At 44.8% G+C, this 20,651-nt stretch carries 17 protein-coding genes and 2 pseudogenes; 17 read left to right on the top strand and 2 right to left on the bottom strand.

Annotated elements, in window-relative coordinates:
- The first annotated feature begins 83 nt into the window (after positions 1-83).
- The gene (locus NYE35_RS30795) at positions 84-251 is read left to right on the top strand and encodes a CxxH/CxxC protein (protein ID WP_063829780.1); all 168 of its coding nucleotides are present in this window, start codon (positions 84-86) and stop codon (positions 249-251) included.
- Between the two features lie 98 nt (positions 252-349).
- Here NYE35_RS30795 and NYE35_RS30790 read toward each other — a convergent pair whose 3' ends face one another.
- On the bottom strand, positions 350-1,762 hold the full coding sequence (locus tag NYE35_RS30790; RefSeq protein WP_036677836.1) for an MFS transporter: 1,413 nt from the start codon (positions 1,760-1,762) through the stop codon (positions 350-352).
- 142 nt (positions 1,763-1,904) lie between these two features.
- On the opposite strand from NYE35_RS30790, the gene NYE35_RS30785 reads away from it, so the two are divergent.
- The 12 genes and pseudogenes from NYE35_RS30785 (at position 1,905) to NYE35_RS30730 (ending at position 14,461) form a co-directional block, all read left to right on the top strand.
- Positions 1,905-2,255, top strand: a complete 351-nt coding sequence (locus tag NYE35_RS30785; protein ID WP_036677838.1) for an ArsR/SmtB family transcription factor — start codon at positions 1,905-1,907, stop codon at positions 2,253-2,255.
- A 257-nt stretch (positions 2,256-2,512) separates the two neighbouring features.
- Complete coding sequence (gene rlmH / locus NYE35_RS30780; protein ID WP_036677839.1) at positions 2,513-2,992, top strand: 23S rRNA (pseudouridine(1915)-N(3))-methyltransferase RlmH; 480 nt, start codon at positions 2,513-2,515, stop codon at positions 2,990-2,992.
- A 551-nt stretch (positions 2,993-3,543) separates the two neighbouring features.
- A complete protein-coding gene (locus NYE35_RS30775) occupies positions 3,544-5,787 on the top strand; it encodes a U32 family peptidase (RefSeq protein ID WP_341122400.1) in 2,244 nt (747 codons plus the stop codon).
- 50 nt (positions 5,788-5,837) lie between these two features.
- Positions 5,838-5,986: pseudogene (locus NYE35_RS30770) on the top strand (DNA-binding response regulator); the annotation flags it as partial.
- Positions 5,983-6,821: pseudogene (locus NYE35_RS30765) on the top strand (sensor histidine kinase); the annotation flags it as partial. The pseudogenes NYE35_RS30770 and NYE35_RS30765, both read left to right, overlap by 4 nt.
- 101 nt (positions 6,822-6,922) lie before the next feature.
- A complete protein-coding gene (locus NYE35_RS30760; protein WP_036682416.1) occupies positions 6,923-7,861 on the top strand; it encodes a VanZ family protein in 939 nt (312 codons plus the stop codon).
- 24 nt (positions 7,862-7,885) lie between these two features.
- Entirely contained in the window at positions 7,886-8,569 is a 684-nt protein-coding gene (locus NYE35_RS30755; protein WP_341122399.1) for an ABC transporter ATP-binding protein, read from the top strand.
- The gene (locus NYE35_RS30750; RefSeq protein WP_094901074.1) at positions 8,566-11,157 is read left to right on the top strand and encodes an FtsX-like permease family protein; all 2,592 of its coding nucleotides are present in this window, start codon (positions 8,566-8,568) and stop codon (positions 11,155-11,157) included. Before NYE35_RS30755 ends, NYE35_RS30750 begins: the two co-directional genes overlap by 4 nt.
- Positions 11,158-11,208: 51 nt before the next feature.
- On the top strand, positions 11,209-12,129 hold the full coding sequence (locus tag NYE35_RS30745; protein WP_341122398.1) for a helix-turn-helix transcriptional regulator: 921 nt from the start codon (positions 11,209-11,211) through the stop codon (positions 12,127-12,129).
- 94 nt (positions 12,130-12,223) lie between these two features.
- Positions 12,224-13,117, top strand: a complete 894-nt coding sequence (locus NYE35_RS30740) for a DUF2785 domain-containing protein (protein ID WP_341122397.1) — start codon at positions 12,224-12,226, stop codon at positions 13,115-13,117.
- A gap of 21 nt (positions 13,118-13,138) precedes the next feature.
- Positions 13,139-13,807: a cyanophycinase gene (locus NYE35_RS30735; RefSeq protein WP_341122395.1), complete on the top strand. Its 669-nt coding sequence runs from the start codon at positions 13,139-13,141 to the stop codon at positions 13,805-13,807.
- Between the two features lie 327 nt (positions 13,808-14,134).
- Complete coding sequence (locus NYE35_RS30730) at positions 14,135-14,461, top strand: hypothetical protein (protein ID WP_076105144.1); 327 nt, start codon at positions 14,135-14,137, stop codon at positions 14,459-14,461.
- A 98-nt stretch (positions 14,462-14,559) separates the two neighbouring features.
- Here NYE35_RS30730 and NYE35_RS30725 read toward each other — a convergent pair whose 3' ends face one another.
- On the bottom strand, positions 14,560-15,030 hold the full coding sequence (locus tag NYE35_RS30725; protein ID WP_076099768.1) for a pyridoxamine 5'-phosphate oxidase family protein: 471 nt from the start codon (positions 15,028-15,030) through the stop codon (positions 14,560-14,562).
- A gap of 316 nt (positions 15,031-15,346) precedes the next feature.
- Between NYE35_RS30725 and NYE35_RS30720 the strand changes: the two genes are divergently transcribed.
- From NYE35_RS30720 to NYE35_RS30705, 4 genes are all read left to right on the top strand, one after another.
- Positions 15,347-18,244: an S-layer homology domain-containing protein gene (locus NYE35_RS30720; protein WP_036682404.1), complete on the top strand. Its 2,898-nt coding sequence runs from the start codon at positions 15,347-15,349 to the stop codon at positions 18,242-18,244.
- A gap of 170 nt (positions 18,245-18,414) precedes the next feature.
- Positions 18,415-19,371: a quinone oxidoreductase family protein gene (locus NYE35_RS30715; RefSeq protein WP_036682403.1), complete on the top strand. Its 957-nt coding sequence runs from the start codon at positions 18,415-18,417 to the stop codon at positions 19,369-19,371.
- 1 nt (position 19,372) lies between these two features.
- Positions 19,373-19,807 (top strand): MarR family winged helix-turn-helix transcriptional regulator, encoded by a 435-nt coding sequence (locus tag NYE35_RS30710; protein WP_036682401.1) that lies wholly within the window; start codon positions 19,373-19,375, stop codon positions 19,805-19,807.
- 251 nt (positions 19,808-20,058) lie between these two features.
- Entirely contained in the window at positions 20,059-20,592 is a 534-nt protein-coding gene (locus NYE35_RS30705; RefSeq protein WP_076105142.1) for a YceI family protein, read from the top strand.
- Positions 20,593-20,651 lie beyond the last annotated feature (59 nt).

Here is a 20,651-nt window from a genome sequence, read left to right as displayed (position 1 = left end):
AGGAGTTCCATTTTCGTGGGAAGTATGGTAGAACAATAGAAGGAGTATAGGCCGCAGCGGCACAGAAAGGGATGCTTGGTTGAATGTATGTAGTATGTAAAGAACATGTAGAGTTAGCCATCGACAAATTTGTGGACGAGTATGAGGATGCACCTGATATTGTGGACTTGAAGGAGACCGAGTTCTCGGACTGGGACCCGCCGGCCAAATGTGCGGAATGTGAGAAGAATGCGGAATATTTAGTGGTCTAAAGGACTGTTAAAATTTATTAAAAACACCTTGCAGTCCCGGAAATGGGCCGCAGGGTGTTTTTTTGCATGAAATAATATATGTGTTAGCCGATTAGGTCTTATGCATCTGCTGCATCTACTATGTCGGTCAGCGAGCTACTTCGGTTGCCTCGGCGGTAGAGAATAGCTGAGATGATGGCGATCAATGCTGCAATAGAGAGTCCCCAGTAGATATTGGAGTAGGCTGCAGAAAGCGGCAGTCCGCGCTGCCATTCTAGTGCGCTTGCGGCCATAGCCACGCTGAAGGCGCCGCTGAAGAATTGCAGCAGCTGGAACAGGCCCATTCCGGAGCCAATTTGTGAAGAAGGCAGAATCCGAGAGATTTCATTGGATACACTACTGGACAGTGTCGTGAAGGCCAGACTCATAATCATATAGATGAACATGACGGCAATCCATGACCGCCCAGCAAAGAAAGCGAATAGGATGGTAGCGGTCAATACGAGCAATGGTGCAAAACGCAAAATCCCCGCATTGCCATAACGGTCAATGATTCGCCCGATGGAGCGGGAGACAAAGATGGCGAGCAGCGAACCCGGAAAGATCACAAGCCCGGCATGGCTTGCGCTGAAGCCGAAACGGTGAGTCAGAATCTGCGGCAGCAGGAATAACGTGGCAAAGCTGCATAGGTAGGAGGCAACTCCGATCAGAGCCAACACGAGATATGAGCGGTTACGGAAAAGCTCCGGCATCACGAATGGATCAGGTGTGCTGCGGATACGGCCAACAAATAAAGCAATGGCGACAATTCCGGCGATCAAGGCAATCCACAGCCCGCTGGTCAGGAACAGCAGCAGCCCGGTCGTGCCGACGCCCAAGAACAGCCCACCAAGCACATCAAAGGAGCCACGGGTGGGTACTTCTTTGGGCAGCAGGATAAGGAACAGCGGCACTAGAAGCAGAATAGCTGCCGTTACAGAGAATAGCCAAATCCAGCCAAGATATTCGACGATGGCTCCGCCCGCGACCGGCCCAAGCCCTAGACCCAGCGAGACGGCTGACATAATTGTCGCCATTGCTTTGCCGCGGCGAGCTTGCGGGATATAGCGGGTAAACAGGACAAGCGACAAGGACATTACTGCGCCCGCGCCTGAGGCCTGGAGAATGCGTACGATAAGCAGGAAGATAAAGTTGGTGCTGAAAAAGCCGGCAACAGCCGCGAGGCCCAGCGTCAACAAGCCTATAACCAACAGACGGCGAATCGGCAGAAAATCAGAAAGCCGGCTGTACGTGATTGAGGCAATCGAGAACATAATAGAATACCCGGTGACAATCCAAGAAGCGGACGCAGCCGTAATCCCGAAGGCTTCGGTCACATCAGGCAGCGCCAGATTGAACATAGCCGTATTCATGATGACGAGAACCACAGCGACACTGAACAGCAGGGTCAGCAGGCCTTCTCGTGGAAGAGGCGCTTCCGGAACGGAGGCTTCATGATCCGCATTCGCGGAGAGGTTATTTACAGAAGTCATGTGCGAAGCACTCCTTTTATTATTGTTTAATAGTTCGATTACTTACGAACAATTGAAATATAGCATGCGTTGATATAAAATGCAATTAGGAACACCAATATTTTTTTCGCATTCATCGTACGACAAAAGGGGATAATCATCCGTGAAAATACTATTTCATCCGGACCGCAAGGACATTCAGCTTGCCTCCGTATTGTATGCACTCAGCGATCCGATTCGCTTACATATCGTATCGGATATTCACTTAAATGGAGAACAGGCTTGCAACGGCTTCAACGTCCCGATCGCAAAATCCACTATGTCTCACCATGCCCGTACTTTGCGCGAGTCAGGAGTTGTTTTTACACGAGTTCAAGGAACACAGCGCATGTTGTCCCTGCGGACTAAGGATCTTAATGCACGTTTCCCAGGCTTGCTGGACTCTATATTGAGCGCTTATGAAGCTGGGGGGAAACCGGATTTTGTGATGGAGGAGCAGGAAGAAAGTAAGTAGGGATGGATTGAACCTGCTGAGGACGAGGAATACATGAAATTCTAGATTCAGGCAATCTAGGAATACGTGGGATCAGGAGATCCATAGATTGCATGAAAAATAGGACATTTAGGGACTGCGCAAGAGTAGGCCGTTTTAATTGTCGTTTCTTTTCCACCAAATATGTGATAGAACAGAAGGTACTTACTAAAACTACAAGGGACGCCCAGTGCGCGTCCTTTTGCTATTTCTATAGAGGATTATGACAGGAGGCACTTATGCTTATTCAAATTATTGGCGTAGGAAAATTGAAGGAAAAGTACTTGATCGATGGCATCGCGGAGTATGCAAAACGGCTGACACCATACCTGAAGTTTCAGGTCATTGAGGTGGCAGATGAAAAAGCACCCGATTCTCTAAGCGAAGCAGAGGTCGTGCAGGTAAAGGGACGCGAGGGCGAACGCATCCTCGCGCAGATTAAGAGCGAGGCGCATGTCATTGCGCTCGCGATCGACGGCAAGCTGTGGAGCTCGGAAGAGCTTGCCGCAGAAATTGACCGGCTCGGCACCTACGGGACGAGCCATGTCGTGTTCGTCATCGGAGGGAGCCACGGGCTCTCCGACGAGGTCATGCGCCGCGCGCAGCAGCGCATGAGCTTCGGGCGCATGACGCTGCCTCATCAGCTCATGCGCCTGGTGCTGGTGGAGCAGGTGTATCGCGCGGTGAAGATCAATCGCGGTGAACCGTATCACAAATAGTGGTAAAGCGGAGAACAGAACTCAATATTAGTTTAAATGACTTGAACTGCACAGCATAACGGTTAAAGCCAATACAATTGAAATAACAAAAATGTAAAAAGAGCCTCCACTTCGATTTTAGTGGAGGCTCTTTTAAGGCTGCTAATCAATGCGCCAGATGCTCGCTCATACTTATGTAAAATAAAATGTTAGCTACTTGGCAATGATAGGCACCCATAATTCCTGCTCAATTTTGGCTCCAGGAGCCAAATAATTCTCTATACATGAGGAGTGAAGAGTTTATGGTTACCTCAGCTGAGAGCGATATTCAGGAGATTCGCGTGGCGAAAAATGTACTTAAAGAATTATTATGAGATACGTCCCTCAGAGCAAATGAGGTCATTTAAAACAAGCGTACAAGCCATTGGCTTGTGCGTTTTGCTGCAGCTTAAGTATAGTTCTTATTTTATGATTAATGGAAATAGTCTGAAGTTTGAGGCGTAACAAAAAATATCTTTAATAAAGAATTTCGCTTTAACTAGCGTACAATTTATGGGTCATAGGAGGAAGAAATGACTGAATTACTAGCTCCAGCAGGAAATATGGAAGCTTTAAAAGCTGCAATTTCTAATGGTTGTGATGCAATATACTTAGGAATGCAAAAATTTGGTGCACGTGCATACTCATCTAATTTTGATTTAGAAACGTTAAAAGAGGCTGTTACGTATGCGCACCTGAGGAACGTTAAAATCTATGTTGCAATGAATACCATCGTTTTTGAAAACGAAGTTGAAGAGATGAAAGAGCAGATACACGAATTAAATAAAATCGGTGTTGATGGCATTATCGTCCAGGACCTGATTGCTTTTGATTATATCGTTAAAAACTTTGTTGATATGGAAGCACATTGTTCAACTCAAATGGGAATAGACGATCTAGATGGAACTTTATTATTTAAAGAACTTGGTGCTAAAAGAGTTGTTCTGTCCCGTGAGGTCAAGATTGAAAAAGTAAAAGAGATCAAAAGAATAGCTGAAATCCCTTTAGAAATTTTCGTTCACGGTGCTTTATGTGTATCTTATTCGGGAAATTGTCTAATGTCAGGATTGCTCGGCAATCGATGCGCAAATCGCGGAAGATGTGTGGGTTCATGCCGTAAGGAGTATGAACTAATCGATAAGACAACAGATACATCTTTAGGGAAAAGCTATATTCTATCTACTAAGGACTTAAACACCATCGATTATATCCATGATTTAAAAGAAATCGATTCTTTAAAAATAGAAGGCCGAATGAAGGCGCCTACGTATGTTGCTAATGTTGTATCCAAATACCGCAAGGCCTTAGATCATAAAATAACCGAAGAAGACAAAGAAAATCTGAAAAAAACATTCAATAGAACATTTACTAAAGGGTATTTGTTTCACGAAGACAGGAGAAATATTACAAACATCTTAAAACCTAATAACTTTGGTTATGAAATTGGAACAATCAGCGGGATTGTTAAAGACATGTATGAAATAACACTTACACGTCCTTTAAATCAGAACGATACCATTCGAATCAGTCACAACAATGAAGATGTTAATTTAACGGTTGCCAAACTGTACGATAAAGATGGCGAATTAATCAACAAAGCAGAGGACGTCTGCTATATCAAAATCAAAGAAAAGATGTCTAAGGGAGATTTAGTATATAAAACGAAGGATTATTTCTATAACAAAGAATTAGAAGCATCACTGGAAAAAGAATTTAAGCGGTTTGACCTCGATATTAGAGTATATGCATGTCCAGATTCAAAGCTTTTCATAGATGCGGAAGGCTTAGGCTTTAATTATTCCTATGAAAGCGAGGAAATACTGGGCGAAGCCATTAATAATCCAACAACAAAAGACCAGGTAATCAAGCAATTCTCAAGATTAAATGATACGATATTCGAACTTAATCATGTCGAGTATGAGGAATGCAATGCATTTATTCCAGCTAAACTGTTAAATGCAGCAAGAAGAGATATTGTACTGGGCTTGTATGACTTAAAGCTTAACAGCCAGCAGAAAAGAACCAAGGCTTTGGAAGCAAAAGAAAAAATAAGCTTTGCCCCTGGAAAACCATATCTTACGGCCTCTGTAACGACTAAGGAACAGTACGATGCTTGCGTGAGCTGTGGAATTAAGGAAATCTATTACGAAAATGTGGTTAGAAGAAATCAGAATGATTATAAGGAACAAGAAGGACAGCTACTAATTGGAGGATATGGGGGGATTAATCACTATAGAGAAACAAACCCGTTTGTTACGGACTATTCTCTAAATGTTATTAATGCCACTAGTTGCTATGAATTATATAAATTAGGTGCAAAGCGAGTCACTTTATCTTATGAATTGAATAAGGGCCAAATTGAAGATTTAATGAATGCCTATGTTAAAGAAAATGACGGCTATCCTGCACTGGAAATGATTGTATATGGCAGGGCTCCTTTGATGTTTACGAAATATTGTCCGATGAAAAAAATGAATCAATGCAGAATTTGCAAAACGAAGAGCTATGAGTTAAAAGATGAGCACGGAACGTTCCCTATCCTTTCCCATGATGATTGTACAACGACTCTCCTTAATGGGAAGACGCTTAATCTTTTAGATGAGCTACAAGATATCCAAGGAATCGAGGCGCTCCGATTAAACTTCACAGTTGAATCTAAAGAGCAGGTCGTGAACGTCATTCATATGGCCTCAGGCAAATTAAATGGCTCAATGAATCATGCTGTCTTTAATCAGGAAACAGACACAAGAGGGCATTATAATAAAGAGATTGTGTAGTCGTTGAATTCATTAAATGTTCTAAAATCAATCATAAGGATGAACTTCAGATGAAAATATTATTTTAGTTGAAGATGATAAGACGATCGCGTCGGGACTGGAATATTCGCTGCAGCAAGAGGTTTATTGGACTGTTCTCTGCCATAATGCCGCTTCAGCCCGAAAGGTGCTCGCCGAAGACATCGATCAGTTCACTATTACGAGCTAGAGAAGCTGTCCATCTATTTACGGGAGATTAGCAGCGGCCAGGCCTCCCTTGACCCTCGCGATAATCAAGAAGGTGAGCTTAGCATCTTAAAGAATGATATTTACAAGGTGACACGCATGCTCTCCGAGCATCGTTCTCTATTGCAGCAGGATAAGCTTCAACTGACCGATGCCATCTCCGATATTTCACATCAACTCAAAACACCGATCACCTCTATGACAGTCATGGCAGATCTGTTAAGCGCCCCTGATCTGCCTCCACTCAAAAGAACGGAGTTCACCCATCATATTCGCATTCAACTTGAACGGATCGATTGGCTTGTTTCATCTTTATTAAAGCTAGCGAAAATGGATGCGGGAACTATCCCGTTCAAAAAAGATCGAATACACATGAAAACCCTAATCCAAAATGCACTGGAGCCGGTTATGATTCCGATGGATATTAAGGGACAGACCGTTTCCATCACAGGGGATGACAACGTCTCTTTTGACGGCGATTTCCATTGGACTGCTGAAGCGGTTATCAATATTTTGAAGAATGGAGTGGAGCATACACCTGAGGGCGGTGCGATTACCATCACATTTTCCGACAACGTGCTATTTACGGAAATCGTTATTGCTGACAACGGAGAGGGCATTCCGAAAGAGGATTTGCCTTATATATTCAAACGTTTTTATAAAGGAAAGATGCTAATGAAGGAAGCATCGGTATAGGGCTTGCGATGGCTCACAGCATCATTGCAAGCCAGAACGGCGTGATTGATGTAACGAGCGACAGCGGGACTGGTACAGAGTTTCGGATCAAATTTTATAAGCATGTGATTTAACAGCACTCCATAAGTGACTAAACTGTCACCTCCAATGTCACTGTAAAGTCATTTTGGACAGATAAAATGATATTCATCAGATGAACGATGGAGGTACAACCATGCAAATGAAGCAGCAGCGCAAGATTACTTTTTTTATCACCATAGGCTACACCCTGATTATTCTTTATTTTATGTTTTTTGCTTTCGGCAGAGCGGATAAGGTAGATCTAACCAGTCAGTACACCTTTATTTTTTTGCCGGACGATTTTTTTAGGGTGCCGGGTCTTTCCGATCTTCTACATCCGACACTGATGGACTTGGTGGGTATTGGAAACATTGCAGCCTTCATACCTTTTGGCATACTGTTTCCGTTGTTATACCGCACCAGCTTTGTTCGCTTCATGACAGGGTTTATCCTGTCCATTCTTGTGGTGGAGACCATCCAGGCACTAACATTCCTCGGCAGCTTTGACACGAACGACGTCATAAAGAACTCATTGGGCGCTGCTATTGGATTCGGGGCGTACAAGATTGGCTTCCGTACAAAAAACTACTGGAGAAATATCACTGCTACGGGAATTGCCAGTGCTGTCTTAATGCTCGGCGTGTGGGGGGTCTTAGGAGTAGTTGATCAAGTGTTCACCAAAGAGTTGGCCCCTTTTGTAGCGATAAACGAATGGGAAGATAGTACCGGAAATCGATTAACGGGAACCAAACAGGACAGTCTTAAGATTGGCGGTCAAGACGTGACACCCCAATATAATGTGTATGGCATCGAAGGTAAAAAGAAGGAAACATATACGTATTCGCTAGGCAATAAGGGAGATCTGTATCTTAGCTTGAATTATGGAATTCCTGATCATAAGGATTTTCAGGGCAGCATTAAGGTTACCGTTGACGGGCATGAGCTCCTGTCTGTATCTGCAGAAGATCAGCTCCATGAGCCGGATATGAGGATCCTTTATCTCACCGGGGCTAATGAGCTTAAGATAACCATTGAGGGGAATGAAACCCTTTGGGATGTTGGATATAGAGAGATGGTATATACCTGGAATTGAGCATCTAGGGAAGGAGGGATGACAATGGAGATTTTAACAATTGAAAATTTGTCCGAAATATACGGCACAGGCGAATCGGCGGTGAAGGCGCTTGATGATGTTTCCTTTTCGGTCCAAAAAGGTGAATTCGTCGCAATTATCGGACCTTCCGGATCGGGGAAATCGACACTCCTTCATATGCTGGGCGGTGTGGATCGACCGACTGGCGGGAAAGTGTATGTTCAGGATACGGATATGTATACCTTGGACGAAACGCAGCTGGCCATCTTCAGACGCAGGCAAATCGGGCTGATCTACCAGTTTTTCAATCTGATTCCCGTCCTGACGGTGGAAGAGAATATTACGCTGCCGCTCTTGCTGGATCAACAAAAGGTAGATCAAAAGCAATTGGCTGATCTTGTGAATACGTTGAATTTGCAGCATCGATTAAACCATCTGCCGAATCAGCTATCCGGTGGACAGCAGCAGCGTGTCTCGATTGGCAGGGCGATCATCGGCAATCCTGCGATCATGCTGGCCGACGAACCCACCGGGAATCTGGACAGCAGGAATAGCATTGAGATCGTCGTTTTATTGAAAATGCTGAATAAGACCTATCATCAGACACTGATCGTAATCACGCATGACGAACGGATCGCCCTGCAAGCCGACAGAATCATTTCGCTTGAAGATGGGAGGATTGCCAAAAACGAGGTGATAAGGCGATGAATATTGTCAATACATTAACCATCCGGCATCTGAAGCAGAACAAGAGACGAACACTTGTGACTATTTTTGGCGTAATTATTTCGGTATCCATGATGACCGCTGTCATTACGCTTATTTTTTCCTTTGCGGATTTAATGATCAGACAAACTATCACAGATACAGGGGAGTGGCATATTCAGTATCAAGATATAACCAAGAAACAGCTTGCGGCGATACAGGGCGATGATGCAACCAAAACGGTTGCAATCACAAGAGACCTTGGGTATGCCCCATTAGAAGGGGGACAAAATTCCAATAAGCCGTACTTGTTCATTAAGGAATATGATGTGCAAGGGTTCACACAATTTCAGATTGAAATAAGCAAGGGACGCCTTCCGCACACGGACAAGGAGGTTGTGATCTCCGAGTCTGTTGCAACAAATGGCAAAGTGAAGTACGAAATCGGCGACCGTCTAACGCTTCGCGTCGGCGACCGATTCGAACAAGGGGGCGATCATCCCCTGGATCAGACGGAACCGCTGCGCAGGAAAGACGGCACATTAACCGAAACATTACAGCATAGCATAATTAGGGATTATACGGTGGTAGGCTTCATTAAACATCCGGTGTCGGAAACGGCTTGGGCCCCGGCTTATACGATCATTAGCTATGTCGATGATCATATCATCGGGGGGGACGATCGGGTCGATGCGTCGGTGGTCTTGCAGCGGGTCAATCCGTTCTTGTTCGCACATGCGGAGAAGCTGGCTGAGAAAAACCAAATTGACACTGTCCAATATAATGACGATTTGCTTCGTTATTATGGCTTGTCCAGCAGCGGGGCCTCATCCAGCATGATGTTCTCATTATCGGCAATCATTATAGGGATTATTATAATTGGCTCGGTTGGACTCATCTATAACGCTTTTGCGATATCCGTCTCGGAACGTTCCCACCATTTAGGGATGCTCGCGAGCGTGGGGGCGACGAAAAGGCAGAAGCGAAATTCCGTATTTTTTGAAGGTATCGTCATTGGTTTGATCAGCATTCCCATTGGCATCTTATGCGGTCTTGCCGGAATCGGAATCGCCTTTTCGTTCATGAACACAATGATTGAAGGGGCATTATGGACTAGTGAAAAGCTGAGGCTTATCGTCACGCCGTTATTGCTCTTGATTACTTGTCTTGTTTCGATGCTGACGATTTTCGTTTCGGCGTATCTCCCGGCGGTTAAAGCATCCAGGGTATCTCCCGTGGACGCGATTCGCCAAACCACTGACGTAAAGCTTACGGCCAAAGCAGTGAAGACGTCGAAGATCATTCGTAAGCTCTTCGGAATCGAAGCAGAAATCGGGCTGAAAAACTTAAAAAGGAACAAACGAAGACATCATGTTATTCTTTTTTCGCTTGTCATCAGCATCGTTTTGTTTTTGACGATATCGTTTTTCACGACTGGCCTGACACAATCTCTGGCATTGTCGCTGGAAGGCATCAATTACGATATTGAAGTGTCGTCCAGTAATGGCGAAAGACTAGATGACCGGTTGATGCAATCGCTTGTATCTCTTGTTGGCGTCACGGAATACAACGTGAGTCATGAGTTAGTCGGGAACGCTTGGGTCGATGCAGCAAGCATCGCCGACGAGTTGCAAGAGAAGGTTAAGCAGGATAAGACTATGCTGCAAGACGGGAAATACCCTTACGAAATTAAGCTATATGCAATGAATGATTCGAGCCTGCAAGCCTATGCCAGAGCGGTTGGCGCAGATTACGAACAGCTTACGGATCTGGATCATCCCGCCGCAATCGTGATGGATACGATTCATTACAAAGATATAGATACGGGGAAATATATTCAGACGAAGTCCATATATGCGAATATCGGACAACATATCGAGCTAACGAGTTTTATTAAAGCGAGCGGGGAAGAAACGAAGGCAAATAAAGTGATATTTGCCGCATTAACGGATAAGGCACCGATGGGGATGAGCCCGGTAGGCGTAGGCGGGTTAAATATGATCGTGTCGGAACGCGTCATGAATCGGCTGGCAGACGGCGAGGAGCTGGCTAACGCTTCGATGTACCTCCATTTGAAAAGCACGGAACCGGTGAAAACGCAGCAGGAAATTGAAGCGATGAATGAGACCAATCTGAATGTCTACAATGTATATCAATTCAGAATAAGAGAAGAACAACAGATTCTGCTGATGAAGGTCTTTTCTTACGGTTTTATCGTATTAATCTCTGCGATTTCTGTTGCGAACATCTTTAATACGATCTCAACAGGGCTGGCTCTTCGCAAACGGGAATTCGCGATGCTGAAATCCGTAGGCGCGACGCCAAAGGGGTTTGCAAAAATGCTGAACTATGAGAGTGTTTTTTATGGGGTCAAGTCGCTCTTGTATGGGCTTCCTGTCAGTTTCGCCGTGATGGTTCTGATCTATAAAGCATTTGCGAACAAATTCAGCTATGGGTTCACCCTGCCCTGGATGAGCATTCTGTCTGTCATAGTGTGTGTATTTGTCATTGTCAGCTCTGCGGTTGTTTATTCCGGAGCTAAAGTAAAAAAGGAGAATATTATTGATGCATTAAAGCAAGAGAATATATGATTCACTTACTTCACCCAGAGGAGGAGACGTTACCCGACGTCACACACAATCATGCGAGTTGACCGATTGCTCTCCATGCTGCTGATCATCTCCGGTAAAGGTACGGTAACGGGCAAGGAGCTTGCCGAGCATTTCGAGGTATCCTTGCGGACGATCTACCGGGATATCGAAAAATTAGGAGAAGCCGGCATACCGGTTGCCTCGTCCAGCGGCAAGGGCGGAGGATACTATATTATGGACAGCTATAATATAAGCGGCCTCTTTTTAAACCGGGATGAAGCTCATACGTTTGTAGCTGTAATGAAGAATTTACAGGGCTTGTTTGGCAGGAACGAAGCTTTTAATGACATTATGCTAAAGGTTGAGCATACCTATAAGCGGGAGCCCGAGAAGCACAAACTGACTCTGGATATGTCCCATTTCAGCATGGAGCAGGAAATTAAAGAATACATTGGGATCATAAGCAAGGCCATCACGGATAACAGGCTGCTGGTGTTCGACTATATCAACAGGGATATGGAATACCTGGAGCGAACGGTAGAGCCAAGCTGGATTGACTTTCGCCATGGAGATTGGTATGTGATAGGCTTTTGCCGGGTCAGAGGGGACTACCGCAGATTCAAGCTCGTGCGGATCAAGCAACTGAAGCAGGGACCGCCTTTTGTAAAAAGAGAGCTGCCCGATGACCGAATCGCCGAGGTCATTGAGCACAGCTATTCGCAGCGGGACATACAGGTTGTGCTCAGATTCACTTCACGAATTGGTGCGCAGCTTCCCGAGTATTTTCAGAAAGAGAAGATTAGCCGGGGTGAAGATGGTTTCTATCTCGTTTCGGATACATTTCCTTATGAGGAGGGCCTGCTGAAATTCATTCTAAGCTTCGGCAAGGAGTGCGAGCTGCTGGAGCCTCGTGAATTACGGGCGGAGCTGCAGCAATATATGCAAAATATGCTTCTATCCTACAATGACTGACGCCCTGGTGTCAGTCATTGTGTTCTATAGTAGGGATATCGGCGGGAGAAATCCATAACGCCCGCTATAACTAGGCTAGGAGTGAACCGACTAAATGAAAGCCAGTATTTTGGACGATGATTTCAATGAATGGGGTACGGAGGACACACGAACAGAACTGATACGGAAGCTGCAAAGATTGGAGGAGGAACGCTATATCCTGCGTGAGGGAGAAAGGTTACAAGACTTTACCAATCTGATGCTGCGGCATATTGGCGATCCGGAATCGGAGCTCCGTGAGCAGATCTATTCCACTTTTCACATATGGCTGAAGCGCGATAATAAGTTCTCATGTGCGGAAATGCAGCATCTTTTGGCTGTCCTGATGGATGACCGGCATCTGTTCTATCAGATTGGAAGCGAAGATGACCATAGCGTACTCACCAGGGCGTTTGCGGTTCTGCCTATCGTTCTTATTGTACAGCGGCACAGGAATAATTCATTCTTGACTCCGGATGAGTTCCAGCATCTAAAGCATTCGCTGCTTCGCTACTACCAGGAGGAGAAGGACCTGCGCGGTTATCTGGCAGTTGAAGGCTGGGCGCATGCCGCGGCTCACGGGGCAGATGCCCTCGACGAGCTGATCCGCTGTCCGGAAAGCGATAATGCAGTGCAGCGCGAGGTGCTGGGGGCGATTAAGGGGATGCTGCATAACGGTGTCCGGATATTTGACGAGGAGGAAGACGAGCGCATGGCCAGCATTGTGGATACGATGATTAGCGAAGCACTGCTTCCGCAGCAGGAGATTGCCGACTGGATTCATAGCTTGTCGCTGTGTACGGAATGGCCGGATACGCGCGCGCCGAGAATTGCCAGAGTAAACGGGAAAAATTTTGTGCGCAGCCTATTTTTTAGAACGAGGGCCCACAATGACGGGAATAATCTTATTCTTAACGGCGCCATGCTGACGGCTGAAGCTAAATTGAACCACTTTAAAGAGGCTAATTAATACATATGGAGGTAATTAAGTTTGAGTACTCACTACTATTTCAGTTGGTTTAATCATTTTTTTCCAGAGAAGCTGGTCCATTGTTTGCATGAGGATATACAAGACAGACAATCGCTTGTTATGATTAGCGCTGACCCGTCTGGTTACACAGAAGAGCCAATTAACTTTGATGATATCTCTGAATGGACATGGCTGAATCAGGCTAACATTATTTTTGATGAATATCATTTCATTGATTACCGCATGCAGAAGGAGGATGCCCAGAGGTTCATTCAGAACGCTTCTGTCATTTTTTTATGCGGCGGGTATCCTGTTTTGCAGAAGGATTTTTTGGCGGATTATGAATTATCGGATGTTATTAAAAATAGCGATGCCGTTATACTGGGTGCCAGCGCCGGTGCGCTAAACATGTCTGCTCAATGGTTAAGCTTGAATGACACTGGTCATGATGTTGAAACAAGTACGATTTATGAGGGGATTGGCTTTGATCATTTTGCCTATGAATCCCATTCTAAGCGTGGCTACACCACGTTTGTTCAAGGCTATCTGTTCCCCTTGTCTGAAGAGATCGATGTTTATGCGGCAGAACAGGAGAGCGCTATACGTGTAAAGGACGGCAAAATCGAAACAATGGGTCCTTTATATTTAATTTCCCGCTCAAAGATTCAAAAATTGGTTGAGACGCTCTAACTAGGGAGAGGGGCTACCAAAATGAAACGCTCAAATAATAATTAGTCACCTCTCAATATGGACCTGTATCCAGAGTATTCCGGTAAGCGGCGAAGAGATAAACTCTCTTCCGCCGCTATTTTTTTTAGATGAACATCATTTTCGCTCTATTTCTATTTCCCATTATTTAAGCTAAAGTTAAAGTTTTCTTTAAGTTTCAGATGAGGGTTAAGTTGCTATGCTAACATAAATGAAGATAACAATTGGATGCACAAGAGGCTGGACACTATAATAGGGTGTCAGTCGTTTTTTTTCATGTAATTCATTTATTATAGAAATGTGTATAAAATGAAATTTATCTACATTGATCCATTTACACAAGAAGAAAAGCTAATCAATGAGGAAACCTATCATTTCGGCGTACAATTCACGATTCCAAGTAAATCTGTCTGGGGATTAGGAGTGACTGGAATTGGATGGAAGGCGTTAGACGGGGCACCGGAAATTGATGAGTATGCTATGAACTTAGTACCGGCACAAAATGTGACTTATGAGCTTATCTTGCCTGACGAAGGAAGCGGAGAAGGCGGAGAGGGTGAAAATCCGGGATTTCCAGGTTTTCCGGGATTTCCGGGAAGTCAATTCCCAGGCCTTACGGGTTTTATAAAGTTCTAATGTAGTTGTTATCATTTAGTTGGTTCTTATGAAAAGGTTCATCGCGGCGGACTGCTGCGATGAACCTTTTTTGCTGACTGTTCTATCACATAGATCACTTAATTTGCCGTCTTATTGATAAAATCAATCTCATTTCTGATCCCTTTATGGGCGTCATTCCACAGGCCCTTTGTCAGGCGAATGCGCAGCAGACATGTGTTAGGGTCTTCGTCGTTATTGGCTTCGTTATACCAATCGGCGAATATAGTGCGCAACTTAGTCATCATCTCGGCGTTATTCTCGTCACATACCCAGCCCAGGTTCTCACCGATACCATCGGCCGTAAAGTTTTCGACGATGATACAAACGGCGACTTCGGGGTTCTGGGCGATCTGCCGCATTTTGCCTGAGGTCGCATAAGTGACGGTGTAGAACGCGCCGTCCTCATAATAGGCGTCCACTATGCGGGCGGCGGGACGGCTTATACCATTGGCCCCGGGTTCCAGCGCGATGGTAGACAGAGTAATCAGGCCGTCCTTGTTACCCACTTGTTCTTCCAGCAGCTTCATGGCTTCGTCGTACTTGCTCATTATACTACCTCCTAAAATGTCATAAGGTATACATTGTTAAGCTTATCATTGTAAAATATTGGTGCATGTGAAGAATAATACGATAAAAGATTAAATCGCCATCAATCCAAGCTTATACTCGATGGTCTTTTTTTTATGCCATTTAATCTCCAGTCTACAAATATATCTATTTTTTTTATGTAATAGACATTGTCAATTACCCTGGTCCTATTGTAGAATCAAGAAGTTGTCGAATAATGGTGTAAAATGCCATCCTTGGAACTCACTAGGACGACAGACTCATTGATATTTTTAGAGTAAGAAGGGGGAAGAAACAATGTTATTCCAAGCAGCACGCCGTAAACTCAGTCTGATGATTGTGTTTGCCCTATTAGTAAGCACTCTTACGCCACATATGGTGTTTGGTGAGGCCGCACAGTTCAAAGACATCACAGGCTCTTATGCGCAAAAGGAGATTCATTCATTAACTGAAGCAGGAATAATCTCAGGGTATGAAGATAACTCTTTTAAACCGAAAAAGGCTATGTCACGTGCCGAACTGGCGAAAATCATAGTCCTGTCGTTGGGTCTAGAAGCAAATGCTGATCAAGCCGCACCGTTTAAAGACGTTGCCGCGAACAGTTGGTATCGCGGTTATGTAGGTGCATTGGTAAAGGCAGGCATTACGGAGGGGACATCGGCGACCACCTTCAGTCCTAATGCAAATGTCACCCGTGAAGAGCTGGTCGTATTTTTCATCCGAGCTTTCGAATTGGATGAAACAGCGAAGAAGCTTCCGGTTGATAGCAAGCTGTCAGATATCTCAGAGGTGTCCGAATGGGCAAAAGCGCAAGTATCCCTTGCCTTTAAAAATGGTTTCATCAACGGGGTCCAAGGCAGTGACGGCACCCTGAAATTCAAACCCAAAGAGCATGCGGAGCGCCAAGCTCTGGCTCGTCTGGCTTATGAGTTCAAAACCAATAAGTCAGTATATGTCGAGAAATCCAAACAGCTTCTGGCTGAAGAGGTTAATAAGGGCAAGAGTCCTGAGGTAACACCGACTGCCACCCCGGCAACAACTGACCGCGGGACATCTGTGACAGCACCAGCGCCGGGAGCTTCAGGTCCGGGAACGCCAGCATCGGCAACCCCAGCACCGGCAACCCCAGCACCAGTGACACCAACACCAGTGACACCAACACCAACACCGACATCGACACCGACACCGGCAACCCCGGCACCGGCAAATGCTCTCCAGGTTGTGGTGAAGGGGGAGAGTTCAGATGCCATTTATGTGGAAGAGCCAACAGAAGTTATATTCCGCTCATCGATTAATGCGGCAGGAACGGTAATCGCTAGTGTCTATCAAGTAGATGATAGCGGCAAAGTGATTTCCCAAATCATTTCGTTGTACGATGACGGTTTGGAAGCCCATGGAGACAGTCTTGAGGCAGACGGGCTGTACAGTGGCAAAGCAGTATTGACTGAAAGTACGGAGGGTTACATAAATCTGCAGGCGTTTGTGGGAGATGTGCCAAGCAGCACAGTTTTTAAATTATCTGTAATGAAGCATCTTACGGATGAACAGCTTGCACAAACGGAAATCATTGAAAATAATACACAGAGTAAGCTTGATCAACTGGCTACTTCATATGGTAATTTGCAAAAAGCAAAGGAAGAAACTGTAGCTTGGCTCCAAACCCAAGCAGAAGTAGAGCATGCTGGAATTTCGGGTGAAGGAGGAAGCATCTGGTATTTGCTGGACAACGGGATTCTAGGGGGGATATCCGCAGCTCCTGAGAATACAAAAGGGTTAAGCAGCACCGTAGAAGAGGCTGCGTCCAGTACTGCATTGGCGGCTGAGGCGCTAACGCAAAATGTGGAACAAACTGTAGCCACCATAGGAAGCCAGCGGGTTGCTGTAATTTCTCCGTTCTCCGGCACACTTCCATCTTCGACTGTTTATGACGCTGTATATCACAGCTTTGACCAGTCGAGTTACCCTTTCCTTGTGGAAAGAGTAAAGGACACCGCAGCGGGCGTGAATTTCTTTAAAGGACTGAATCAGTATGGCGTCGTGGTCTTGGATACCCACGGAGATACTTATTATGATGAAATAGTGCTACAGAAGCTCCATAATAAATACGGCATTGATTTCAAATACGCTGGACCGCAAGTCATGTTCCTGACAGGAGAAAAGGCAACGACAGAGAGCAAAAAGACCTATGAGTTGGACTTGAAAAAGGGAAGATTGGCTATTATATCCGGTTATTATGCTATTACACCGTCTTTTATTACACGGTACAACGATATGCTTCCTGATACCATCGTATATAATGGCAGCTGCCGCAGCGCGTACAACGATTCCATGGCAGATGCCTTCATCAACAATGGTGCTGGCACTTATTATGGATATACCGATTATGTAAAGCTTGCATATGATCAAGCTATTGCTAAATCCGTATTTACCGCTTTAAACGATGAGAACATGACAACCGAAAAAGCCTTTCAAGCAGCAGTGGCTGCCCATGGAGCAAACGATGGATTGGCAGCATTCTTCATGAAAGGAAGCAGCATTGGCACTAAGACCGAAGGGGTCATCAACGGAACCTTTGAAAACGGAACTTGGACCGGCTGGAATGGAAACGGCGATGTTCGGGTGATCTCCAAGCTGGGACCGCTTAAACCGACAGAGGGGAACTACATGGCTATTATCAGCACTGGCCTTGGGTATGAAAACAATGATCAAGGAGGATATGACTACAATTCAGATAGTTATATCGAGCAAAGTTTCATTGTTCCAGCGGGTGCAACAACCCTATCGTTTGATTACAATTTCATTTCTGAGGAGCCTAAGGAATTCGTTGGAAGCAAATTCAATGACACCTTCAGAGCAACGGTAACTTCCAGTGTATACATTAATACGGCTTCCCTCATTACTTCTCACATGAATGGCGGCAATACAGTGACGTCCAGTGTCTATGGCAATGATTCTGTTATTATCGGGGCTGAATCGATTAATGAATCCACGGCCTATTGGATTGAAGAGAACAAAGTAGCGATTGATTTCTACGGCGGGGATCATACAACATACATGACGAATTGGAAGCATGTACAATTTGATGTAAGCCAATTTGCCGGCAAGGGCTCCATTGTCCTTCGGTTCCATGTTTGGGATCAAGGAGATAGTATCTACGATACGGCAGTACTAATCGATAATGTAATATTAAAGTAATCAAAAAACGGCTGGATCAGGGGAACCTGACCAGCCGTTTCTTTTGGAAATAAGAATGGACTTGCGTTCGGATATGGATTCCAAATAAAATGTGCATATTGCACATAATTTGTGTTATACTTTATTATGTGCAATATGCACATAATATGGGGTGGAAGAAGGGTGTAAATATGAAGGCAGCAATCGTAAAGGATAAGGGGACGATTCCCGTAATGGGTCATTGTGATTCCCCCGTTGGGACAGAGGGGCTAGTTATAATTAACGTTACGGCCACAGCCTTGAGTCGAGTTAGCAAGTTCCGTTCAATGGGTATGCACTACTCTTCTGAAGTTAACTTTCCAATTGTAGCCGGTATCGACGGTGTAGGAACTTTGAAAGATGGGTCTCGTGTTTACTTTGCGCTGCCTACTGCACCATATGGCAGTTTGGCTGAGCAAACAATCGTCAACGAAAAGCTGACTGTCCGTTTACCAGATGGTATTGATGATCTCACTGCTGCCGCTATCGCCAACCCTGCTATGTCGTCATGGGCTGCATTGGTATTTCGAGCTGGTTTTAAATCCGGTCAAACTGTATTGATTAATGGCGCTACTGGTGCATCCGGTAGTTTAGCAGTTCAGATTGCTAAGGGTCTGGGGGCCAAGAAGGTCATTGTAACAGGACGCAACGAATCGAAGTTGCAAGCACTTGAAGCTGATGAGGCTATTGCATTTGATATGACAGCCGACAACGGTCAAAAAATGTTTGAAAACGCCCTAATGCCAGTTATTGCTGAAGGTGTTGATGTTATATTGGATTATCTTTGGGGCGACAGCGCACTCGCTATCATGTCAGCTCTTGTTAAGGCGAAAACGGATCGTTCAACTCGTTTTGTAAGCATTGGAACTTCATCTGGCCAAGAAAGCATTCATTTACCTTCATCTCTTTTACGCTCATCAACAATCGAACTCGTAGGTAGCGGAGATAAGAGTGTTTCTAAAGCTGATATGCTATCTGCTGTTAGAGGTGTCTTTGAAATGGCTGCCGAGGGGAAGATAAAAATTACCACAAAAGAGTTCGCTCTAGAAGATATTGAAGAGGCTTGGAATGCCCCGCTAATGCCTCGTCCTGTTGTAAGGGTGAAATAAAATGGAAAACGATATTTTTAAAGCACTGATCGATTTAGTTTCCATTATCAATAGGCCAGACCGTGATAAGAAGATGATTGCTAATGCTGGCGTAAATTTGGAAGCAGCAACCTTTCGTGTCTTTGTGGGCATCGTGCATCTCCAACCGACTAGTGTTGGTGATTTGGCCGCCATGATGGGAAAAAACTATTCGAGTGTTAGCCGGCAAATTGATAAGTTAGAAAACGCGGGGTTGGTTCATACGTATCCATCAAGTGCAGATTCCCGCATTCGTGTGTCTGAATTGACGAAAAGCGGGGAGGAAATCAATGCAATGATTAGCCTCACCCGTGAACGCATTTTGCATGAAGCTTTGGATGACTGGACTCTAGAGGAAAAGAACAGCTTATTGAATAACTTAAGGCGTTTATTTGAATCGTTGCAAAGATTCGACTAGTTGCAGATTATGACTGTTCACACACAGCTCAATGTTTATTGCGATGGTGGATATTCGGGTAAAAGGAATTACGGATTCAATGGGGAACCATTCTGAAATCGGATTTACGAGGAAGCCGCAAAAATGCTAAAACGCTACTGACACAACGTTGTCAGTAGCGTTTTTGTATATTAGGGGTATAGCGAGTAGCGCAGTGTTTTGGAGATAGGGTGACCTTGCTCATAATCTTATTATAGAGGTGGAATTTATTCATGAGTAATATCAAATGGGAAGTGGATCCGGACCACAGCTCCGTCGAGTTTTCGGTGACGCATTTAATGATTAATAAAATCAAAGGAGTATTTGAGCGTTTCCAGGCTATCTTAAGTTTTGATCCCAACGAGTTAACAACTATGGGTATTCAGGCTTCCATAGACGCAAATAGTATCACAACTCGCCAAGCGCAGCGAGATGAACATTTGAGGGGCGACGACTTCCTTCATGCTGCCAAGTATCCAACCATTGCGTTTCAAAGCACCAACTGCGTCTTTGCTGGTGAGCGGCAATATGAACTTACAGGCAATCTAACTCTGCATGGAGTAACCCAATCTGTTACTTTTCATACTGTATTTGAAGGACTAAACAAGGACCCACGCGGACGGGAACGTGTAGGATTTCATTCAACAGCCAGTATTGATCGTAATGAATTTGGTTTGAAATTCAACTCGCCTCTGGAAACGGGTGGAATTATAGTCGGAAATGAAGTGAGGATCGAGCTTTGTATTGAGGCAATTAAAATACTGTGAACCGTATCACAAATTAATGTATTTTTACACCAAACGTAGTTATGACAAGGTATAAAAAA

This window comes from Paenibacillus sp. FSL L8-0494 (assembly GCF_038003695.1).
GTDB classification, from domain to species: Bacteria; Bacillota; Bacilli; order Paenibacillales; family Paenibacillaceae; genus Paenibacillus_AQ; species Paenibacillus_AQ odorifer.
The sequence above is the reverse complement of the archived record's forward strand: the minus strand, read 5'-3'. Positions and strand labels throughout refer to the sequence as shown.